At 66.4% G+C, this 16662-nt stretch carries 17 protein-coding genes; 9 read left to right on the top strand and 8 right to left on the bottom strand.

Annotation, left to right across the window (positions count from 1 at the left end):
• The first annotated feature begins 106 nt into the window (after positions 1-106).
• Entirely contained in the window at positions 107-3838 is a 3732-nt protein-coding gene (locus BR70_RS0116145) for an NACHT domain-containing protein (protein ID WP_155896907.1), read from the top strand.
• 489 nt (positions 3839-4327) lie between these two features.
• Here BR70_RS0116145 and BR70_RS0116140 read toward each other — a convergent pair whose 3' ends face one another.
• The 3 genes from BR70_RS0116140 to BR70_RS21415 form a co-directional block, all read right to left on the bottom strand.
• Positions 4328-4603 carry a hypothetical protein gene (locus tag BR70_RS0116140; RefSeq protein WP_027466894.1) on the bottom strand — a complete coding sequence of 92 codons (276 nt, stop codon included), beginning with the start codon at positions 4601-4603 and terminating at the stop codon, positions 4328-4330.
• 313 nt (positions 4604-4916) lie between these two features.
• The gene (locus tag BR70_RS21420; RefSeq protein ID WP_197019659.1) at positions 4917-5306 is read right to left on the bottom strand and encodes an ASCH domain-containing protein; all 390 of its coding nucleotides are present in this window, start codon (positions 5304-5306) and stop codon (positions 4917-4919) included.
• Positions 5307-5311: 5 nt separating this feature from the next.
• A complete protein-coding gene (locus tag BR70_RS21415) occupies positions 5312-6838 on the bottom strand; it encodes a PIN domain-containing protein (RefSeq protein WP_155896906.1) in 1527 nt (508 codons plus the stop codon).
• Positions 6839-7133: 295 nt separating this feature from the next.
• On the opposite strand from BR70_RS21415, the gene BR70_RS21410 reads away from it, so the two are divergent.
• The gene (locus tag BR70_RS21410) at positions 7134-8267 is read left to right on the top strand and encodes a hypothetical protein (protein WP_155896905.1); all 1134 of its coding nucleotides are present in this window, start codon (positions 7134-7136) and stop codon (positions 8265-8267) included.
• 147 nt (positions 8268-8414) lie between these two features.
• Here the strand turns inward: BR70_RS21410 and BR70_RS0116115 are convergent, their stop codons facing one another.
• From BR70_RS0116115 to BR70_RS22940, 4 genes are all read right to left on the bottom strand, one after another.
• On the bottom strand, positions 8415-8951 hold the full coding sequence (locus BR70_RS0116115; protein WP_027466893.1) for a P-loop NTPase family protein: 537 nt from the start codon (positions 8949-8951) through the stop codon (positions 8415-8417).
• Positions 8952-9045: 94 nt separating this feature from the next.
• Complete coding sequence (locus tag BR70_RS0116110; protein ID WP_027466892.1) at positions 9046-9372, bottom strand: hypothetical protein; 327 nt, start codon at positions 9370-9372, stop codon at positions 9046-9048.
• 58 nt (positions 9373-9430) lie between these two features.
• Positions 9431-9874 carry a hypothetical protein gene (locus BR70_RS0116105; RefSeq protein ID WP_027466891.1) on the bottom strand — a complete coding sequence of 148 codons (444 nt, stop codon included), beginning with the start codon at positions 9872-9874 and terminating at the stop codon, positions 9431-9433.
• Positions 9875-10201: 327 nt separating this feature from the next.
• Positions 10202-10669, bottom strand: coding sequence for a hypothetical protein (locus BR70_RS22940; protein WP_081827424.1), 468 nt, complete (start codon positions 10667-10669; stop codon positions 10202-10204).
• An 81-nt stretch (positions 10670-10750) separates the two neighbouring features.
• On the opposite strand from BR70_RS22940, the gene BR70_RS0116095 reads away from it, so the two are divergent.
• The 4 genes from BR70_RS0116095 to BR70_RS0116080 all read left to right on the top strand — a co-directional run bounded on the left by BR70_RS0116095 (position 10751) and on the right by BR70_RS0116080 (position 13290).
• The gene (locus tag BR70_RS0116095) at positions 10751-11215 is read left to right on the top strand and encodes a hypothetical protein (protein ID WP_155896904.1); all 465 of its coding nucleotides are present in this window, start codon (positions 10751-10753) and stop codon (positions 11213-11215) included.
• Between the two features lie 55 nt (positions 11216-11270).
• Positions 11271-11690 (top strand): DoxX family protein, encoded by a 420-nt coding sequence (locus tag BR70_RS0116090; RefSeq protein WP_027466888.1) that lies wholly within the window; start codon positions 11271-11273, stop codon positions 11688-11690.
• 71 nt (positions 11691-11761) lie between these two features.
• Entirely contained in the window at positions 11762-12322 is a 561-nt protein-coding gene (locus BR70_RS0116085) for an MOSC domain-containing protein (protein ID WP_027466887.1), read from the top strand.
• 11 nt (positions 12323-12333) lie between these two features.
• Positions 12334-13290 carry an NAD-dependent epimerase/dehydratase family protein gene (locus BR70_RS0116080; RefSeq protein ID WP_231495718.1) on the top strand — a complete coding sequence of 319 codons (957 nt, stop codon included), beginning with the start codon at positions 12334-12336 and terminating at the stop codon, positions 13288-13290.
• A gap of 23 nt (positions 13291-13313) precedes the next feature.
• Here BR70_RS0116080 and BR70_RS22585 read toward each other — a convergent pair whose 3' ends face one another.
• Positions 13314-13760: a MarR family winged helix-turn-helix transcriptional regulator gene (locus BR70_RS22585; protein ID WP_051597024.1), complete on the bottom strand. Its 447-nt coding sequence runs from the start codon at positions 13758-13760 to the stop codon at positions 13314-13316.
• 175 nt (positions 13761-13935) lie between these two features.
• On the opposite strand from BR70_RS22585, the gene BR70_RS0116070 reads away from it, so the two are divergent.
• From BR70_RS0116070 to BR70_RS0116060, 3 genes are all read left to right on the top strand, one after another.
• Positions 13936-14589, top strand: coding sequence for a COG1361 family protein (locus tag BR70_RS0116070; protein ID WP_027466885.1), 654 nt, complete (start codon positions 13936-13938; stop codon positions 14587-14589).
• 152 nt (positions 14590-14741) lie between these two features.
• Entirely contained in the window at positions 14742-15626 is an 885-nt protein-coding gene (locus BR70_RS21400) for a S26 family signal peptidase (protein ID WP_051597023.1), read from the top strand.
• Entirely contained in the window at positions 15623-16477 is an 855-nt protein-coding gene (locus tag BR70_RS0116060) for a LamG domain-containing protein (RefSeq protein WP_027466884.1), read from the top strand. Before BR70_RS21400 ends, BR70_RS0116060 begins: the two co-directional genes overlap by 4 nt.
• Positions 16478-16662 lie beyond the last annotated feature (185 nt).

The raw sequence follows: 16662 nt of genomic DNA, 5'->3' as shown, positions 1-16662 counted from the left end.
GCGCTTGCGTTGCCCCAACCAGACGGGCCGGAGAGCCTGTGGAAAATCGACGATGCCTCGATAGTGTTGCGCGATGGGGATGATGCTTCTCGGTCTAGCGACAGTGATGACGAAGCTGATCCTTCGCGCGTTTGACTTGTCGACCGGGGCCACGGTTGCCGGCGACATGTCCGACGCCGCTCGATTGTCCGTCGGGCTGTGGAACTCACGCTCCAGCAAGCGCGCGCTTCGCCGCGAGATTCACAAGGTTCTTCGCGAGGAATTCGCCAACCGGAATCCCGATCCCCTGCGACGGTCGGAGATGCGCGCCGTGAGCACGGGCGTCGCGACGATGCTGCAAGCCGAGTTGCAGTCCGATGACGCCCTGCTCGCCGTCGTAAGGGCCCCCGACCCGAGGATCCTGTCCCAAGGAGCGGCCGCCGCGAAACTCCGGCGCAATGCCGAGGCGTCTATTGAACCGTTCCTGGACCGCCTGATTGATGCCGCAGCGGTCGCGTTCGTCCGAGTCGCGAAGAACGCTCCAGGGCTGCAGGACGCGGTCACGGCCTACACCGTCCGGAGTCTTGACACTCTGCTGACGCAGTCCGGCGACGTACTTGCGGGCATCAACAGGTCCCTCGATGGCGTTTCGGGTCGGGCACCGGCCGAGCTTCGCTCCTCCGCGCGACGAGCGACGGACGAGGGGCGAACTGGTCTGCGACCGAGGACCCTTCGGGAGCAGAACCGGCTACCCATGCTCAGCGCGCTGTTCGCCGAATCGTCCGATGTCCGCGTGCTCCTCGGCGAGGGCGGAATGGGGAAGAGCGTCCTCGCCGGCGAAGTTGTCAGCGCGGAGAGCGGGGATCGTGTCGTGATACTCGTCAGATGTGACCAGGTCCCGACTTCGGGCGGAAACGCGGAGAATCTTGACCGCGACTTCGGTGCGGTGATCGGTAGCGACGGGTCGCTGTCGTCCAGCGTGCGCGCAATTGCGGACAACGAGCCCGTCCGTCCACTGGTGGTGCTGGACACCCTCGACATCGTCACGCGCGACGACACGGCGGCACAGATCGACCGGATCCTGCAGGCCGTCGCCGACCATGCGGACCTGTTCGTGACCTGTCGTGAGACTGAGTGGACGGAGTTGCTCGCCGCAGGCTCATTCTGCAAGTCCATCAAGCCCCGTTCGATCTATCCCCTCTCGGCGGAGGAAGCGCGCTCGTGGGCAGAGGACTACGTCCGAGACCACCTTGGGGACGATCTGACCGAGGAACTGGGAGCGAGCTTTCTCGCGAGCCTCGATTCGACGTTGCGAAGCCACGGCGGCGTCGAGGTGCTCGGAGTGCCGCTCCGCCTCGGCATGGCTTGCTCGCTGTATGCGACGGAAGGGGCCCTCCCTGCCGACCTCACCGCGTCACGGCTGTACGAGCAGTACTGGTTGGACCGGATCCACACCGACCGGCACGGGCGGATCACCCAGCTGTCGCAGGACGTCGAGATCGGAGCGTCTCGGATCGCTGAGCGCATGTGGGCGCGAAGCGTGTCGCGATTCGTTGACCAGGTCCCCGTCCCAGAGATGACGAACGACGCTCGCCGCCACCTCGAAAGCGACGGCATCGCCGAGTTCAACACGCGCACGGTCGCGTTCTTCCACCAGACATTCGCGGAGTTCGCGGTCGCCCGTCACCTCGCCACGGAAGACGCCGAGGACGATTGGCGTCGCCTCGGCGAAGGGATGGCTGTCAGACGCTCCGGCTACTGGGCGATCGCAGGACACCTCATGCGCAGAGCCGACTTGACGCCAGCGCAATTCGACAGAGCCGCCTCCGCCGTTCCCGAGGAAGCACGTGGCGGTGTCTACACGATCCTCACCGGGATACTCCAGCGGCCCCTCGATGAGATGTCCTTGAAGTGGTGGGGCACCCTCCTGCGGGAACGACGTGACGGGTTGATCGAGAGCGTCGATCTTCTGCTCGGCGCCCCCGAAGACCACGCGCCGTCGGTACTCGACGCGGCGCGAGAGCTACTGCCGTCGGCGCACGGTCATCTAACGACCATCGTCCGGATTTTTGGCGACCACGTCGGCGATGGTGACGCCGACCACGCCGTCGCGCTTCTGAATGAAGGTCTCGACGCGCTCAACATCAGACGCGGGAGAGGCGATCGGCTGGCCGAATCCGAGATCCGTCGCCTCATCGAGAATGTCCTCGCATCGGGACGTCCGCACCGTCAGCGCCTCCTTCGGGATCTCCAGAGGCGTTACCAATATCTGCCGGAGGCGGGTCGTGCGGGGATCCTCGCGACGCTTGCTCGTGGCGAACTCGGAGACGCGACTGAACTGCTTCAGGTGGCAGTCCACTTCGCGGTGCCGATGGCGGTCTTCGATGACGTCGTGGACCTTATAAGCGCGAACCGAGACGCCGGAAACTGGGACGACTGGAGCGCGATCGTGAGGGCTGACCATCCCTCGAACTGGATGACCGTGTTCGCACGTGCCATCTCGAACTCGAGCCCGACCGCGGACGACCTCTCTTCGATCACGGATGAGGTCTTCGACGAAGCCGTCACCGGCAACCATCGCCGGAACCTGACCGGCTTGCTCCGCCAGCTCGCGGGCGATCATCCTACGGAAGTAGCGGCCGCGATCCTGGCCAATGCGGCACCAACGTCCCCGGGGCTTTGGACTGAGTTCTGCCACTTGCTGTCCCGGGCAGCCCAATCCGCCGACCCAGACACCACGCGGCAAATCGCCACGGCACTCGTCCCCGCGACCGACGTGGTGCCCGCGACGGCCTGGCCGGCGATGGTCCGAGTCGCGAGCGCCGATGAAATTATGGTCGCCCAAACGATCACGCTCTTCGCCGAACGAGGGCGAGAGAGTCAGCAGTACGAGACGATCGCACACAAGGTACTTGACGCGCTCGCCACCTTCGTGCCCGCCACCACACTCGCACGCGAACGCCCAGCGATCGAGGCGCTGCTCGCGAGTTGCTGGCCCGTCCCGACCAGGACGCGCATTCGTTTGGCGGCCGCGGAGGCGTCCGCTTCGGCCGACGGCGGCGCAGCCCTCGACGGGCTCCTGAAGCACAGCCACAACAAGGATCAAGAGCACGCTGTCAAGGTCTTGCTGAAGCATCGACGCGACTGGGAGCCGGACGAGTGGAGCACGCGCGGCCTACGCTGGACGACCACGCTGCTCAAACTTCGGGCACCCGGCGCCGTGATCAGTCTCACTGAGCAGCTGCGTCAGGAGATCCTCGACCCGGGGTGGACGCCGGAAGTGACCTCGGCGGTTATAGCTCGAGCTATCGGCGCCATACGCGCCCAGCACGAACCCCAGATCACGAACACTTTGCTGTCCCTACTAGCCGATCTGTCCCACCGCTCCGCGGACGATACAGCACGCCCAACCCCGCCCCAGTGCATCTCGGTTCTCGCCGCGTTCCGCCACGCGCTCAAGGTCACCGGGAAGCTCGCCGACACCCAACGACCAGCCGTCTTCGGCCAGAACCTCACTTTCATGACGGAAGTCTGCAAGCGCATCCTTCCGCGTTCGCCGCTGCTTGAAGAGTTCGAGCGCGTCATCGGGGAGACCGACACGGACCTCATCGGAAACAGGGCCTCTCGAGTCCTGACCCTCGCTGTCGGAAGTGTCGCGCGGGCGTACCCCGAGTGGTGGGACAGCCTGGACGAAACTTGCCGACGGGCACCCGTGTCGACCAGTCTCGCGGTCGCCGAAGCCGCCCGGTGGGTCAACGATGGAGCAGCAACCAATTTCCTTCGACGCCTTGCCAGCGACACGACCACCCCGCCCGAAGTGCTCTCACTCGTACAGCAGCACTTCCAGAGTCGCCTATAGCGAAGAGCTTGGATGAACCGACTGGCTTCGTCCAAGAGCGGTTTCGCGAAGCCAGCGCCCTCTCGTCCTCCCCTAAGACGCCGTTGGCCCCCCATGACGATGCGGTTCGTGGCGGAGCGACACTTTACGCACGCAAGTGCGGCGACAGATTAGATGCGCAGCCGCCTACCCGAGCCGCTCTACGGCGACACTTTGCGACTGCGTGCACAGGTTTGTTGTGTCGTCCGCCAGCTGACTTGTCCGACTGCCAACCAACGTGTCTGAAAGACGGACATGGACACGATGTTTGGCAGTACGGATGGGCCACGCTGACTAGGGGTCGGCTCGGTCTTCGTGCGTCGCGAGGCGTCCGTATGGCGTGCGGGAAGTGAGATAGTTCGCGGACCACCTATGTGAGACGGGTTCGCCCCGGAGCAGGGCCGTAGGAGTCCGGAGCAGCCCGCGAGTACCCGTGGTCCGCTGGAGGACCGTCTATCGGGCACCAAAGAGTCAAGTGGCTGTGTAGTGGATCTCGACCTTGCCACCGAGCTCCTTAGCGAGGTGTTCGCTCAAGCGCTGGCCCTCGGCGTACCACTCCGCGTCGCGTTCGTTCGAGACCAGCCACGGCTGATTCATTCGCGCGTGGTCCAGGTAGTAGTCGGTCCAAACGCGGAGCCTTGAGGTAAGCCCGAGCGACGACGGGGTGAGCATGGCGCCGTCCCAGAGTGGCCACTGGGCTTCGTAGTCGCAGAACATGTTGATGCGACGGCGCTCCGGATCGATCATTCCGACAACGTAGCCGTGAGCGGTCACGGATCGGCTACCGCACACCTTCCGGCACCGCGATGAGGGCTCTAATCTCGGAACACATCGCGGGCTCACAGAAGGTGAACAATGATCCTCATCCTCGACGCAAACGCCGTCATCCCGAACTCAGAGCTGATCGGCGCGACATGGGCCGAGATCTCCGCAGCAATCGATGAGGACGTGCTCGAGCTCATCGTCCCAACCATCGTCATCGCCGAGATCACCGGAAAGGTGCGAGCCAACCGGCGCTCCCAACGTCCACGGACCGATGGCATACATGGCGTCCCGGCGCTCAGCCTGCGGTTGCGAGCTCGCGTGCTGCGGCAGGCAGATACGCGAAGGACTGTGGCACCGCTGGCCGGGGCTCGAACTCACCAAGCGTGAGCGGAGTAGCGAAACGCTCAGCTGAGGCCACCAAGATGGCCACTGCCGTCGGCGCGCTGCCGTAGTAGGCGAAGAACGCCTCTTCCTCGATCACGCCGAGGTGCCCGAACTGCTCCCAGATGCGAGCCGGGGTGTCGGAGACCATGTCACTAACGGTGAACTGTCCGATCACCTGACTGCTCGGGGCGGTCGCGTAGATGAGTACTGTGCGGATGTCGTCGGCCAGGCGTCGCTTGCGGAACTCGACCTGCTTGCGGCCGTCCACGATCGCTTCAGCCCATCGTTCGTGGATCGACATCAGGGCTACGCGCTCAGCTGGTTCTGCACCCATTCGATTCCTCCCGGATCCCGTACACGCACGACCGACTGTGGCCAGGACGTTATGACCTTACGTTCCACCAACTCGGTCAACGACCAAGGGGGCTCGATGAAGCGGTCGTGTCGAAACAGAATCGTCAGGACTGCCTTGCCATCCTGATGCATCCCGGCGACATCGGACGCTGAGTAGACCGTCCGTTTGAACGAGAGCTCGATCGTTTCCATCGGGTCCTCGGAACGATGGGAGCGCTCGGTGACTCCGACAGCTACGACTGCGCCATCGCCGCGCACTCCGCCCTGGCTGCGGTAGAACAGCAGCGTCGACCCTGCCGGGATCTCCTTCGTGGGACTACGGCAGAGGTACGCCTTCCTAATCGCGTTGCCATGTGCCTTCGGGGTGGTGAAGGTGTCGGCAAGCATCGTGGCGCCCGTGGTGCCGACTACGGTTGCGTCGGGGAACAGGTCTTCGTACCACTGCGGGGTGATCGGGATCACGAAGATCGGGTTGCCGCGCTGAACCGCGGGCGGGCCGTATCGGATATGGAAGTCCAAGCCGGACAACGTCGACGATGATGGAGGGTCCAGCTCCTTGAGCCAGACTTGCTCGTCTGGATCGCCGTCCTTCACCGTGACGTTCTGGAACCCGAAGTCCACAAGGAACTCAACAAGCCGCTCCTGGCGGCTGTTGACTTCCACGAACATAACCCCAGGGCGACCGGGCTCCTCTGCGGCCCACCGAAGCACGGCCTTCAACAGTAGTTCGCCGTACCGCTTGCCTCCGGCGGTGTCGCCCACCTTGAAGGTGGCGAGCTTGATCGCCGGCGCGCCCCGCTGCAACGGGTGCTCGTCTCGCATCTTCACGAGCGCGAGTGCCTCGTACTGTCCTCCTTCCCCACGGATGACCCAAGCTCGGCGGCTGACGGCTTCCTTCTTCACCTTCGTAATCCAGGAGTCGAACTTGGGGTAGTAGTCCGAGCGCAGACTGTCGAAGATCGGCTCCGAGGTATCGAGCTCGTAGGTCTGCAGCCGCTCAACCATCGGAGGTGGGGGAGGGGCCTCGGGGTGCCAAGCGGCGAGCTGAGCAGCTGCTTCACCCGATCGCAGAACTCGGTGTCCGAAGCCGAGTCGGGCGGCTCTCCTTCGGAGCCTGGCATCGTTGGTCACGAGGAAGTGCACTGCTTCTGCGTGAAGCGCGGCGAGTATGCGCGCGTCGCGTTGGTCGTTCGGGCCAGGATCCGATGGAAAGACTTCCCATACCTCGGGCGGAACAGGGAGCTCGGCCAACGCGGGGTACTTCTCGTAGGCAGCGAGGTTCTGCGCTCGTTGCGTGCATTCGCGTGTCTGTTCGAGATCCTCGCGAGTGGCCGGATGTACGAAGACGTGATGACCGTGCTGTGCAGCAAGGCGAAGGAAACTGTTGACGCCCGGCTGAGCCTCCTCGAGGCGACCGTCGTAAGGCTCAGCTGCGATCACGACGTTGGAGTCGATCAGGAACGACATGTCCGTCTGCATGTTGCTCCCTTCTTCGGAATCTGAGCATCGCACAAACCTGGCTCGTGATACCCGTGCGTCGCCTGGCGATTCTTTGCCCCGGTCACAGCGTGCCGCGAACGGTCGTTTGTGGCGCATCACGACTGGGGTGGTCGGCGAGCGGAGTCCAAGCGGCGTTTCGTGTAACGCAACTCAGTGTCGAAATCTATGCGTCACTACAGCGCCGTGGGGACGAGTTCCGCTACATTTTGCTCATGGCGGTTGAGGGTCCGATCCACTCCGCCGGTGAGTCCGACCGTTCGAGGGTCGAGCGTCGGTGATGAACCTTGCTTCTGACTTTGACTGGCTCCCTGGGCATCAGACGCACGTGCTGGAGTCCTTGGGCTACATCGACGAGCTGATGGACGACGTCGCCACGGTGCTCCAAGACGAATCCCGGATCGGGGTGTTCACCTTCGCTGAGCGGCGGCGCGGCGATGTCGAGGAACTGTTCATCGCCACGGTTCGCCCGCTACCGGCGCTGGTCCCGCGACGAGCGGCGGACATCCTCACCCAGCTGCGCGCAGTGCTGGAGCATGTGATCTTCTCGGAAGTCAGCGCCACGGTTGGGCGTGTGCTGTCAGAGTCGGAGGAACGTTCGCTCGAGATGCCGGCAAGCTCGACCGCTGGGGCGTTCGACAAGTGGGTCGCAGACAAGCGCCGTCGTGCGATCCCGGTCCTTCAGGCGGGTGCTCCGCTGTTGGAAGCGATCCGTAGGCTTCAGCCATTCTCGTGGGCAGGACCCGATGATTCTCCGCTTCGAGTCCTTGCGGACCACACCAACACCATCAAGCATCGGGCCCCAGCGATCGCAGCGTCGCACGTTGGTACGGTCGTTCCCGACTTCGAAGTCGATGGGCTCGCGGTTCCCATTCCGTCGGGGCGGCCGGCGGCCGTGGGTGACGTGATCGTGAGCTCACCAGCGGGAACCAAGGTCGGTCTGGATGTGTGGCCGGTTTACGCGATGCAGCGGCCCGGTTCGGGGAACTGGAAAGTGATCATGTCTGAGCTGGCGTACCTCGAGCAGTGGGTGCGCGAGATCGCGCTACCAGCATTGCTCGGACTCGGCACCGATCAAGAGCTACCGCCAGCGCTCAATGTCCGACAAGGACATCAGGACGTGCGTGCCGCTGCCTCGCGGGTGGTTGGCAAGCCCGGAGCAGCAGCCCGCAACTTGGATCGTCTCCAGGCAGAGGGCGTGGTTCGCCCAGGGTTTAAAGAACTGCTCCAGCCCCTATGCCAGAGCGAACCCGAACGGCAAGCCGTTGATGCCTGGGTCGACAGCCTTGCTGACCGTGACGTGATCGCTCGCTACGACCGCTTCTCGCGCGCCGCAGTTGACCAAACCACCTTGTACGAAGCGAGCCGCCAGCTGATTCGGAAGGCTGTCCGCAGCCAAGCATCGTCCTAACGTCGACAACCTCTACGCCACCGAGCATCTGACGAGCAACAGAGCCTCCGATCCGCTGTTGCGCATTCCCGCCTGAATGCGGTGAGCACACTGTCCTGACGCAAGCGCCTGCAGAGGATTTGCGCCGTCCAGTGAAGGATCGGTGCGTCATCGGCTTCGACGGGCCAGTCCGTTGCGGCGGTAGAAGGTCTCCAAGGCAGCGCGGTCCGACAGGAACACCTTCGGCCCCTCGAACTCGTCGAAGGCCTGCTGATAACGGAGCCGGTTCCTCCTGGCCGGCCCGAGCATGAAGCGCAACATCTCGACGCGGACTCGGTCACGAGTGCCTTCCAAGCGTCCAGCACGGTCGGGCTCGAAGAAGGTGCGCCGAAAGTAGCGGACGATGCCCACGGCGGTCGAGACGTCCAGCAGCACCAGACCGGTTGCTCGCCGCAACCGGGCTGGCAACCAACGCGAATAGTTGCCCTCGATGACCCACTGATCGGTGCTCATCGTTTCGTCGTGCATGTACTCGAAATCGAGGTCCGGTCGCTCGCGCCAGTTTGTTCCGGGTAGGTGTCGGTACTGGTCGAGGTGCACGACCGGCAGCGAGCGGGCTCGGCCGACAGCGGCCGCAAGGGTCGACTTGCCACTGTTGGACGGCCCGAGAATGCAGATCCGTTGACCGAGCTCGTCGAGGTCCATCGTGCGAGTCTCGCAGGCACACGCAGAGATGTCGGGTCACTCGGGAGAGGAGACCGTTGATGGACCGTTTGCCGGTCAGGCAGGCAGGTACTGACTAGGCCAGGTCACTTGGCTCGCGAAGCTCACCCCAGGCGAACGTGGTCTCTGCGAGGAAGTCCTGAAGATCACGTTGGACAGACAACACCATCTCTCGGGTGCCTTGAGCCAGCTGCAACGATCCGGAGCCCCCGTCCTCGCCAAACACCGCCCAGCGAAGCCAGGTTGAGCCGCTCTCGATGATGTCGGATTCGAAGAGCTCGTGCCCGTCGGTGATCTGCTCGACCCGTACCGTGAGCGTTTTCCGTTCACGGGGAGTGAGCATGGAGTCGAACATGGGGTCGAGTAGCCGCATCAGATCCGCCACGGACAGCAAGGTGCTCACGCGGTCACCATAACGCTGCCCATCCGGTAGCCGATCACCTACGGGGCGCCTTCATCGTTCAGGAGAGAGGGCTGAGCACGACGCAGCCGGTTCCAGCGTCGACGCGCACGACTGGCAGACCGTCTCCATGTCCCTCGGCTCGAACGACGACGTCCTTGCCTACTGCTGAACTCACCAGCCGAAACAAGCGAACAAGCCCGTTGACGGCCTCGTCATCGATCAGCTCCCGAAGGTCGAAGTCGAACTCGATGGGGGCTCCCCAGTCGAAGAAGAAATTGACCTGGACGCCGTCGGTCGGCCAGACGGAATAGCTTTCTCCTTCATCACCTCCACGGCGCTCCTCAACACGGATCCACGGCGCGCTCGTGAGGGCGTCACGCAACGTGTCGATGTCAGCCTCCAGGGAGCCGATCACCTCAGCATCAGGAAGGACCAGCGGCTCCAAGCCGTCAGCTTCACGGAACGCCTTCCGGAGAGCCTCTGCAGTGACCTCACCATTCACGACTCGAACCTCTCAGCTGAGCCCGGCGGGCACAACGTCCCTTTGAGGGATCAGCTAGTGAGACGTGCGCTTTCGTGAGCCGTCGGCGGAAGGCATCGATGCCATCGCCGCTGGCCACAGCGCATCAGCCGCGGGCCCCATGGTTCCGCCAGCATCTTGCTCTGGCGAAGCGTGCTGACCTCGATTTCTTCTGCATGATGTTCCCCTTCAGACCGATGGCTCCCCGTGAGACCAGCGCTTCGAAGCCAACCAAGGGTCAGAGGCAGGGACAGGAACCATTTGAGCGCTCGAAGCTCACGATCCGGTAGCACGCCACTCCGGCTGTGGTCACCCGCGGTCCACACGAGCGCGCGCGACCGCCAAGCCTTGCTCTGCCGACGCGAGGAGCACCGGGTCGGCTGTCCGTCGGAGTTCGACGGCACGCTGGAAGTCCTCGACTGCACGTTCCGACTCGCCGTTAGCGAGGAGGGCCTTGCCGCGGTGCTGTCGCATCACGGCCTCGCGTGCCGTGCCCACGCACTCTGCGACGAGCGCGTCGTACTCGCTCACGGCATGAGCGGTGTCCCCGAGGTCGCGGTGGCAATCGGCAGCAAGCGCCCGTACTCGTGGAGTCTGCCGGAGCACGTCGAGCACCTGAAGCGCAGCGCCGGCGTTCCCGGTCCACAGCAATTCGATCGGCTCGGCGAGGGGATCCTCAGCGAGGCCGGCTCGGAAGGCCTCCAGGTCGGTGACGACGGGGCGGAGGTCAGCAGCTCTGATGATCCAACCTGGTCCGCCAGCGACATCGTCCTCCACGTGTTCAGGGTAGGTGCCCGTTGCTCCCGCCCACTCGACACGTCGACGTGTTAGGTTGTGCACAACCTAATGGAGCACAACGTGAAACTGACCAGCTGGATCGACCTCGTCACCGGTGGCCTGCTCGCCGGGCACGGCATCAGCACGGTTCGCCGCACGCCGCTGCGCGCACGAGCCCAACAGATGCAGCGCCGGGGCTTCGAGCCGGGCGTTCCACACGCACTCGGCATCCCGGCTCTGGAACTCCTGTCCGGGCTCGGACTCGCCGCTGCAGCGTTCCGTCGTGCCCCCGGGGGCGACCTGATCGGCACCGGCGCCACCATCGCGGCGACCGCTCTCGGCGGGACCCGGCTCGTGATCGACCTCGAAGACCGGCAGGCGACGACCACGACCGGTGCTGCCGGGGCACTCGCACTCGTCGGCGCACTGCGACTGGCCGCCTCGACACGCGGCCGTCCGATCGCTCGGATCCTCACGCTCGGTGCCGCCGCTGCCGCGATCACGTTCGAGGCCGCACGCCGACGCCGAGTCCTCCGCAGCCGCTGACCTCGGCTCCCCCATTCCACCGAACCCCACCACGACCGTGAAAGGCACCACCCCGATGGCAACCCGCACCCCCGCAGTCCGCTCCACCCGCCCCCGGACCATCGTCCGCATCCTGTTCGGCGCGATGCTCACGTGGGCCGGCATCAGCCACCTGACGGTGGCGCGTGAGGAGTTCCAGGCGCAGGTGCCGAAGTTCGTGCCGCTGCCGACCGACGTCACGGTGATCGCCTCCGGCGTGGTGGAGATCTCCCTCGGAGCTGCGCTGATGCTCCTGGCTCGGCGTCAGGTGACGGTCGGTTGGGTCGTCGCGGTGTTCTTCCTGGCGGTCTTCCCCGGCAACATCGCGCAGTGGATGCACCACCGCGACGGGTTCGGTCTGGACACCGACACGAAGCGCTTCGTCCGCCTGCTGTTCCAGCCCGTGCTCATCGCCGTCTCCCTGTGGGCCACGAACGCGCTGCGCAAGCGCCGCTGAACCGGTCTGCGCGAGCGCCGCTGACCGACGCTGCACTCGCGTGGCCGTCACCATGGGGCAGAATCGGCCCCATGAGCGGGGGCGACATGGACCAGCCGCGCGTGGTCGCGGTGAGCAAGGACGGCGAGCACCGGTTCAGCAAGCCGTTGGTCGACGCGGTGACGCTCGTGGCGGGGTGGGGCATCGAGGGTGATGCCCACGCCGGCACGACCGTGCAGCACCGCTCCCGGGTCGCCCGTGACCCCTCGCAGCCGAACCGGCGACAGGTCCACCTGCTGCACGCCGAGCTGTTCGACGAGGTCGCCGAGGCCGGGTTCAGCGTTGAGCCGGGCCAGATGGGCGAGAACGTGACGACCAGCGGCGTCGATCTGCTCGGACTGCCCGAGGGGGCGGTGCTGCACCTCGGTGACGACGCCTCCGTACGGGTGACCGGCCTGCGGAACCCGTGCCAGCAGATCAACGGCTTCGAGCCCGGACTCCTGAGAGCCGTGCTGGGGCGCGCCGAGGACGGCACGGTCGAGCGCAAGGGCGGCGTGATGAGCGTCGTGCTCACGGGGGGCACGGTCCGGCCGGGCGATCGCATCCGGGTCGAGCTCCCGGACGGCGAACGACGACCCCTCCAGCCCGTCTGATGCCGCAGCGCGTGCGACCCGTCCTGGTGCTCGGCGGCACCGGTTGGCTCGGACGGACGATCGTCGACGAGCTGTTGGCCGAGGGCGCCGACGTCACCTGCCTCGCCCGGGGCGCCAACGGCAGCGTCCCCGAGGGAGCGCGCTTCGTCGAGGCGGATCGAGCCCTGGCCGGCGCGTACGATCAGGCCACCGGCGACTGGGACGAGGTCATCGAGCTCGCCCACGCCCCCGAACTCGTCGCCCCGGCGCTCGACGCCCTCGCCGACCAGGCCGCGCACTGGACCCTGGTGTCGACGGTCTCGGTGTACGCGGACAACGACGAACCGGGTGCCGACGAGTCCGCTCGGCTGGTGGAGCCGAGGGACCCGTCCGCCTACGCCGACGCGAAGGTCCTCGCCGAACGCACCACCCGGCTCCGGCTCGGGTCGCGGCTGCTCATCGCGCGACCGGGGTTGATCGTCGGGCCCGGCGACCCCAGTGACCGGTTCGGGTACTGGCCGGCACGCTTCGACCGCGGTGGGCCGGTGCTGGTGCCGACGACGGCGGAGCGTTTCGTCCAGGTGATCGACGTTGCGGACCTCGCCGCCTGGCTCGTCCGTGCCGGGCGCGACGGGTTCGTCGGCACGGTCAACGCCGTGGGCGCTCCGACGCCGATGCAGGACTTCTTCGGGTGCGTCGCCGAGGTCACCGGCTTCGACGACGAGCTGGTCACGGTCGACGACGACGTCCTGCTTGCACACGACGTGGCCTACTGGGCCGGACCGCGATCACTCCCCCTGTGGATCCCGGTGTCGGAGGCCGGGTTCGCGCAGCGCTCCGCGGTGGCGTTCACGGACGCCGGCGGGGTGACCCGACCTCTCCGGGACACCGTCGTGCGGGTGCTCGAGGACGAGCGTGCCCGCGGGACGGATCGGGAACGCCGTGCCGGCCTCACCGCGACAGCGGAACGGGCGATCCACACCAGGTAGACGCGCGGTCCGCACGAGCGAGATCAGGTCGCAGCGGCAGCCTGCTCGTACAGACTCGTCGCCAGGTCGTTGAGCACCTCGTGCAGTTCACCCTTGTGCGCCCCGTCGACGGCTCGGAGCATCGCTGCGTACCGCTCCTGGTAGTCCGACACGACGACGTGGCCCGGGGGCAGCAGCCGCAGCAGTGAGCCCCGGCGGTCGGCCGGGTTCGGTGCGCGCTCGAGCAGGCCGGCGGTGCTCATCCGGTCGATCATGTTCGTCACCGCGCCCGAGGTCAGCCCCAGGTACCCGGCGACCTCGGTCGGCGTGGAGTACCCGGTGTCACTGATGAGCACCAGGGCGCGGAGGGCGTTCTCGTGCACGCCCGCCCGGGCGCTGAGCTGGCTCACCAGGCTGGCGTTCGCACGGACGACGGCGGTGAACGCGGCCATGAGATCGGCGGCGTCGTCGTCGTTCGGTGCTGCTGCCACGAGGGCCTTCTTCCGTGTCGGGGACCGGGGGACAAGGTGCGTCCCCCTCACTGGGGTGAGTATACGAGTGGTCAACTTGGTGAATCACTGACTATCTTAACCATTGAAGTAAAACAGCCCGAAGGTCTTGCTTCCCCCGACTTCCTGAAACCACCACCGAACGAAGAGGTACCCCGTGTCCACCAAGCTCCGCACCTCCGCACTGAAGCGGATCCGCTTCGCCCCCGTGGCGCTCCTCGCGGGTATCTTCGCTGCCGTCCTGCTCTCCCTCTCGCTCACCGGCACCCTCTCCGGGTTCGCCGCGAGCATCACCAACAGCAGCAACACCGCCGGCAGCGGCACGCTGATCATGCAGGAGCAGAACGCCGGCGCGACCGTCACCTGCCTCAGCACCGACGGCGGCTCGGTCTCGACGAACTCGGCGACCTGCTCGACGATCAACAAGTTCGGCGGCAGCACGACGATGACCCCGGGCAACACGGTCAACACCGCGATCTCGATCAAGAACACCGGCACCGCGAACGCCAGCACCTTCACGCTGAACCCGGGCGCCACGTGCACCCAGTCGGCGAACGGTTCGGCCAACGGCACCGCGACCGACCTCTGCGCCAAGATGAACCTCGTCGTCACCTCCGGTTCGACCACCGTGTTCAGCGGCACCCTCGCCAGCTTCAAGGGTGCGGCGGCGTCGGCCTTCACGATGCCGCAGGCCCCGGCCGCCGGCGCGAGCGTCCCGTTCAACTTCGCGGTGACCCTGGACTCCTCGGCCGGCAACACCTACCAGGGCCTCGCCGCCTCGGTCCCGATGACCTGGACCTTCACGGCCTGATCCAGCCTGATCCGGCCTGATCCACCCCCATCACCCCTCCCCCAGACTGGCGACGCTCGGCCGACCCCCCTCCGGCCGAGCGTCGCCACCCCAGCAAGACCAGCAAGACCAGCAAGACCATCGCCCCACCCCGACCTCCCGGAGCAGAGCCCATGAGCCAGACCGCAGCGATCCCGCTCAGCGGCATGCTCGACCGCCCGGTCCTCCGCGGCCGTCAGGTCACCCGCTCCGAGACGGTCCTCGCCTGGTCGGTCGCCGCGATCGCAGCCCTGCTGCTCACCGCCGCCGTCCTGTTCCTCTCCGCCGGCGGCCGCTGGTTCGTCGTCGAGACCCCATCGATGGGCGAAGCCGCCCCGGTCGGCACCCTCGTGCTCGACCTGCCGGTGGACGTCGCCACGCTCAGCGTCGGCGACATCGTCTCGTTCGAGACCTCCGCCAACCCGGACGTCGTCTACACGCACCGCATCGTCTCGATCGACGCGGACGGCGGGATCCACACCCGCGGTGACGTCAACGGCGCGACGGACCCGTGGACGCTCACCCAGGCCGACGTGATCGGCACCCCCGCGCTCCTGGTCCCGCGCATCGGCTGGCTGCTCCGTGCCGCCCCGATCCTGCTCATCGGCACGCTGATCATCCTGACCCTGACCAGCGCGTTCACCGACCGGGTGACCCGTTCCTGCCTGCGGATCGCGGGCAGCGCCCTCACCGTCTCGTACGCGGCGTTCGTGTTCAAGCCGTTCGTCAACGTGACGACGATCACGAACACCTCGAGCCCGACCGGCGTCGAGGCCACCGTGATCTCGTCGGGGATCTTCCCGGTCCGCGTCGACGCCCACGGCGGCAACAGCGTCCACCTGGTCGACGGCGAGATGGGCCGGGTCGTCATCCACGAGCTGACGAAGAACGGGCACTACCAGCTCATGTCGAACATCGACCTCGACCCTCTGGGTTGGGTCGCCCTGATCGCCGTGTGCCTCGTGCCGCTCGTGGCGTGCCTGGCGGTCGGCCGCGTCGAGGCGGTGCGTCCCTCGTGATCCGCCGCCGCCTGCGCGACGGTCGCGTCGTCGCCGTCCTCCTCGTGGTCGCCCTGGCCGTCGTCGTCCTGCTGAACCAGTTCGCCCCGACCCGCTCGGCGTACACCGCCCGCGTGACCAACAGTGCGAACACGGCCGCCACCGCCCCGTACTTCACCTGCACGGGCGCCGTCGGTGCGGACACCGCGAACGCGTTGTTCGCCTACCGCCTGACCGAGGCTTCTGGCTCGAAGACGGCCACCGACTGGTCCGGTCGTGCTGCGAACGGCACCTACCAGGGCACCATGACCGCGACCACGCCGAGCCCGAACGCCTGCCCGCGTGACAGCGGGACCGCCTACGCGCTCAACGGCTCCACGAGCTACGTCTCCACCCCGCGCTCGTACGCCAACCCCACGACCTTCAGCGAGGAGGTCTGGTTCCGCACCACGGTCGCCGGCGGCATGCTCATCGGCTTCGGCAGCAGCCAGACCGGAGCGTCGAGCCAGCACGACCGGAAACTCTACGTGACCACCAGCGGCCAGCTCGCGTTCGGCACGTTCAGCGGCACCACGCAGGTCCTCACCTCGCCGAAGGCCTACACCGACGGCGCCTGGCACCACACCGTCGCCACGATGTCGCCCACCAACGGCATGCGCCTGTACGTCGACGGCACCCTCGTGGCGTCGAACGCGGCCTTCAAGAGCCCCGAGAACTTCACCGGGTACTTCCGCGTCGGCTACGACGTCGTCAGCGGGTGGCCGGGTTCCACGAACAACCCGTACTTCACCGGCTCGATGCGGTACGCCGCCGTCTACGGCACCGAACTGACGGCCAGCCAGGTCGCCGCGCACGCGGCCGCCGGTTCCTGACGCACCGACTGCCGGCCTGGAGGCGCACCGCGGCCCCGCCACGGGCCTCCAGTCCGTCCCCTGGTCACGTCGACGACGTGGGCCGGGTTGGCGGACCGGGCCCACCAACCCGCGGATTCGGGGCGACGAATCCCGCTGATCAGGCCTTTTCGTGCCCTGGACCGTGCCAGGATCGTCAGGTCCTG

The sequence above is a fragment of the Curtobacterium sp. UNCCL17 genome, assembly GCF_000686685.1.
GTDB classification, from domain to species: domain Bacteria; phylum Actinomycetota; class Actinomycetes; order Actinomycetales; family Microbacteriaceae; genus Curtobacterium; species Curtobacterium flaccumfaciens.
Note: the sequence above shows the minus strand (reverse complement) of the source record. Positions and strands in the feature narration are given on the sequence as shown.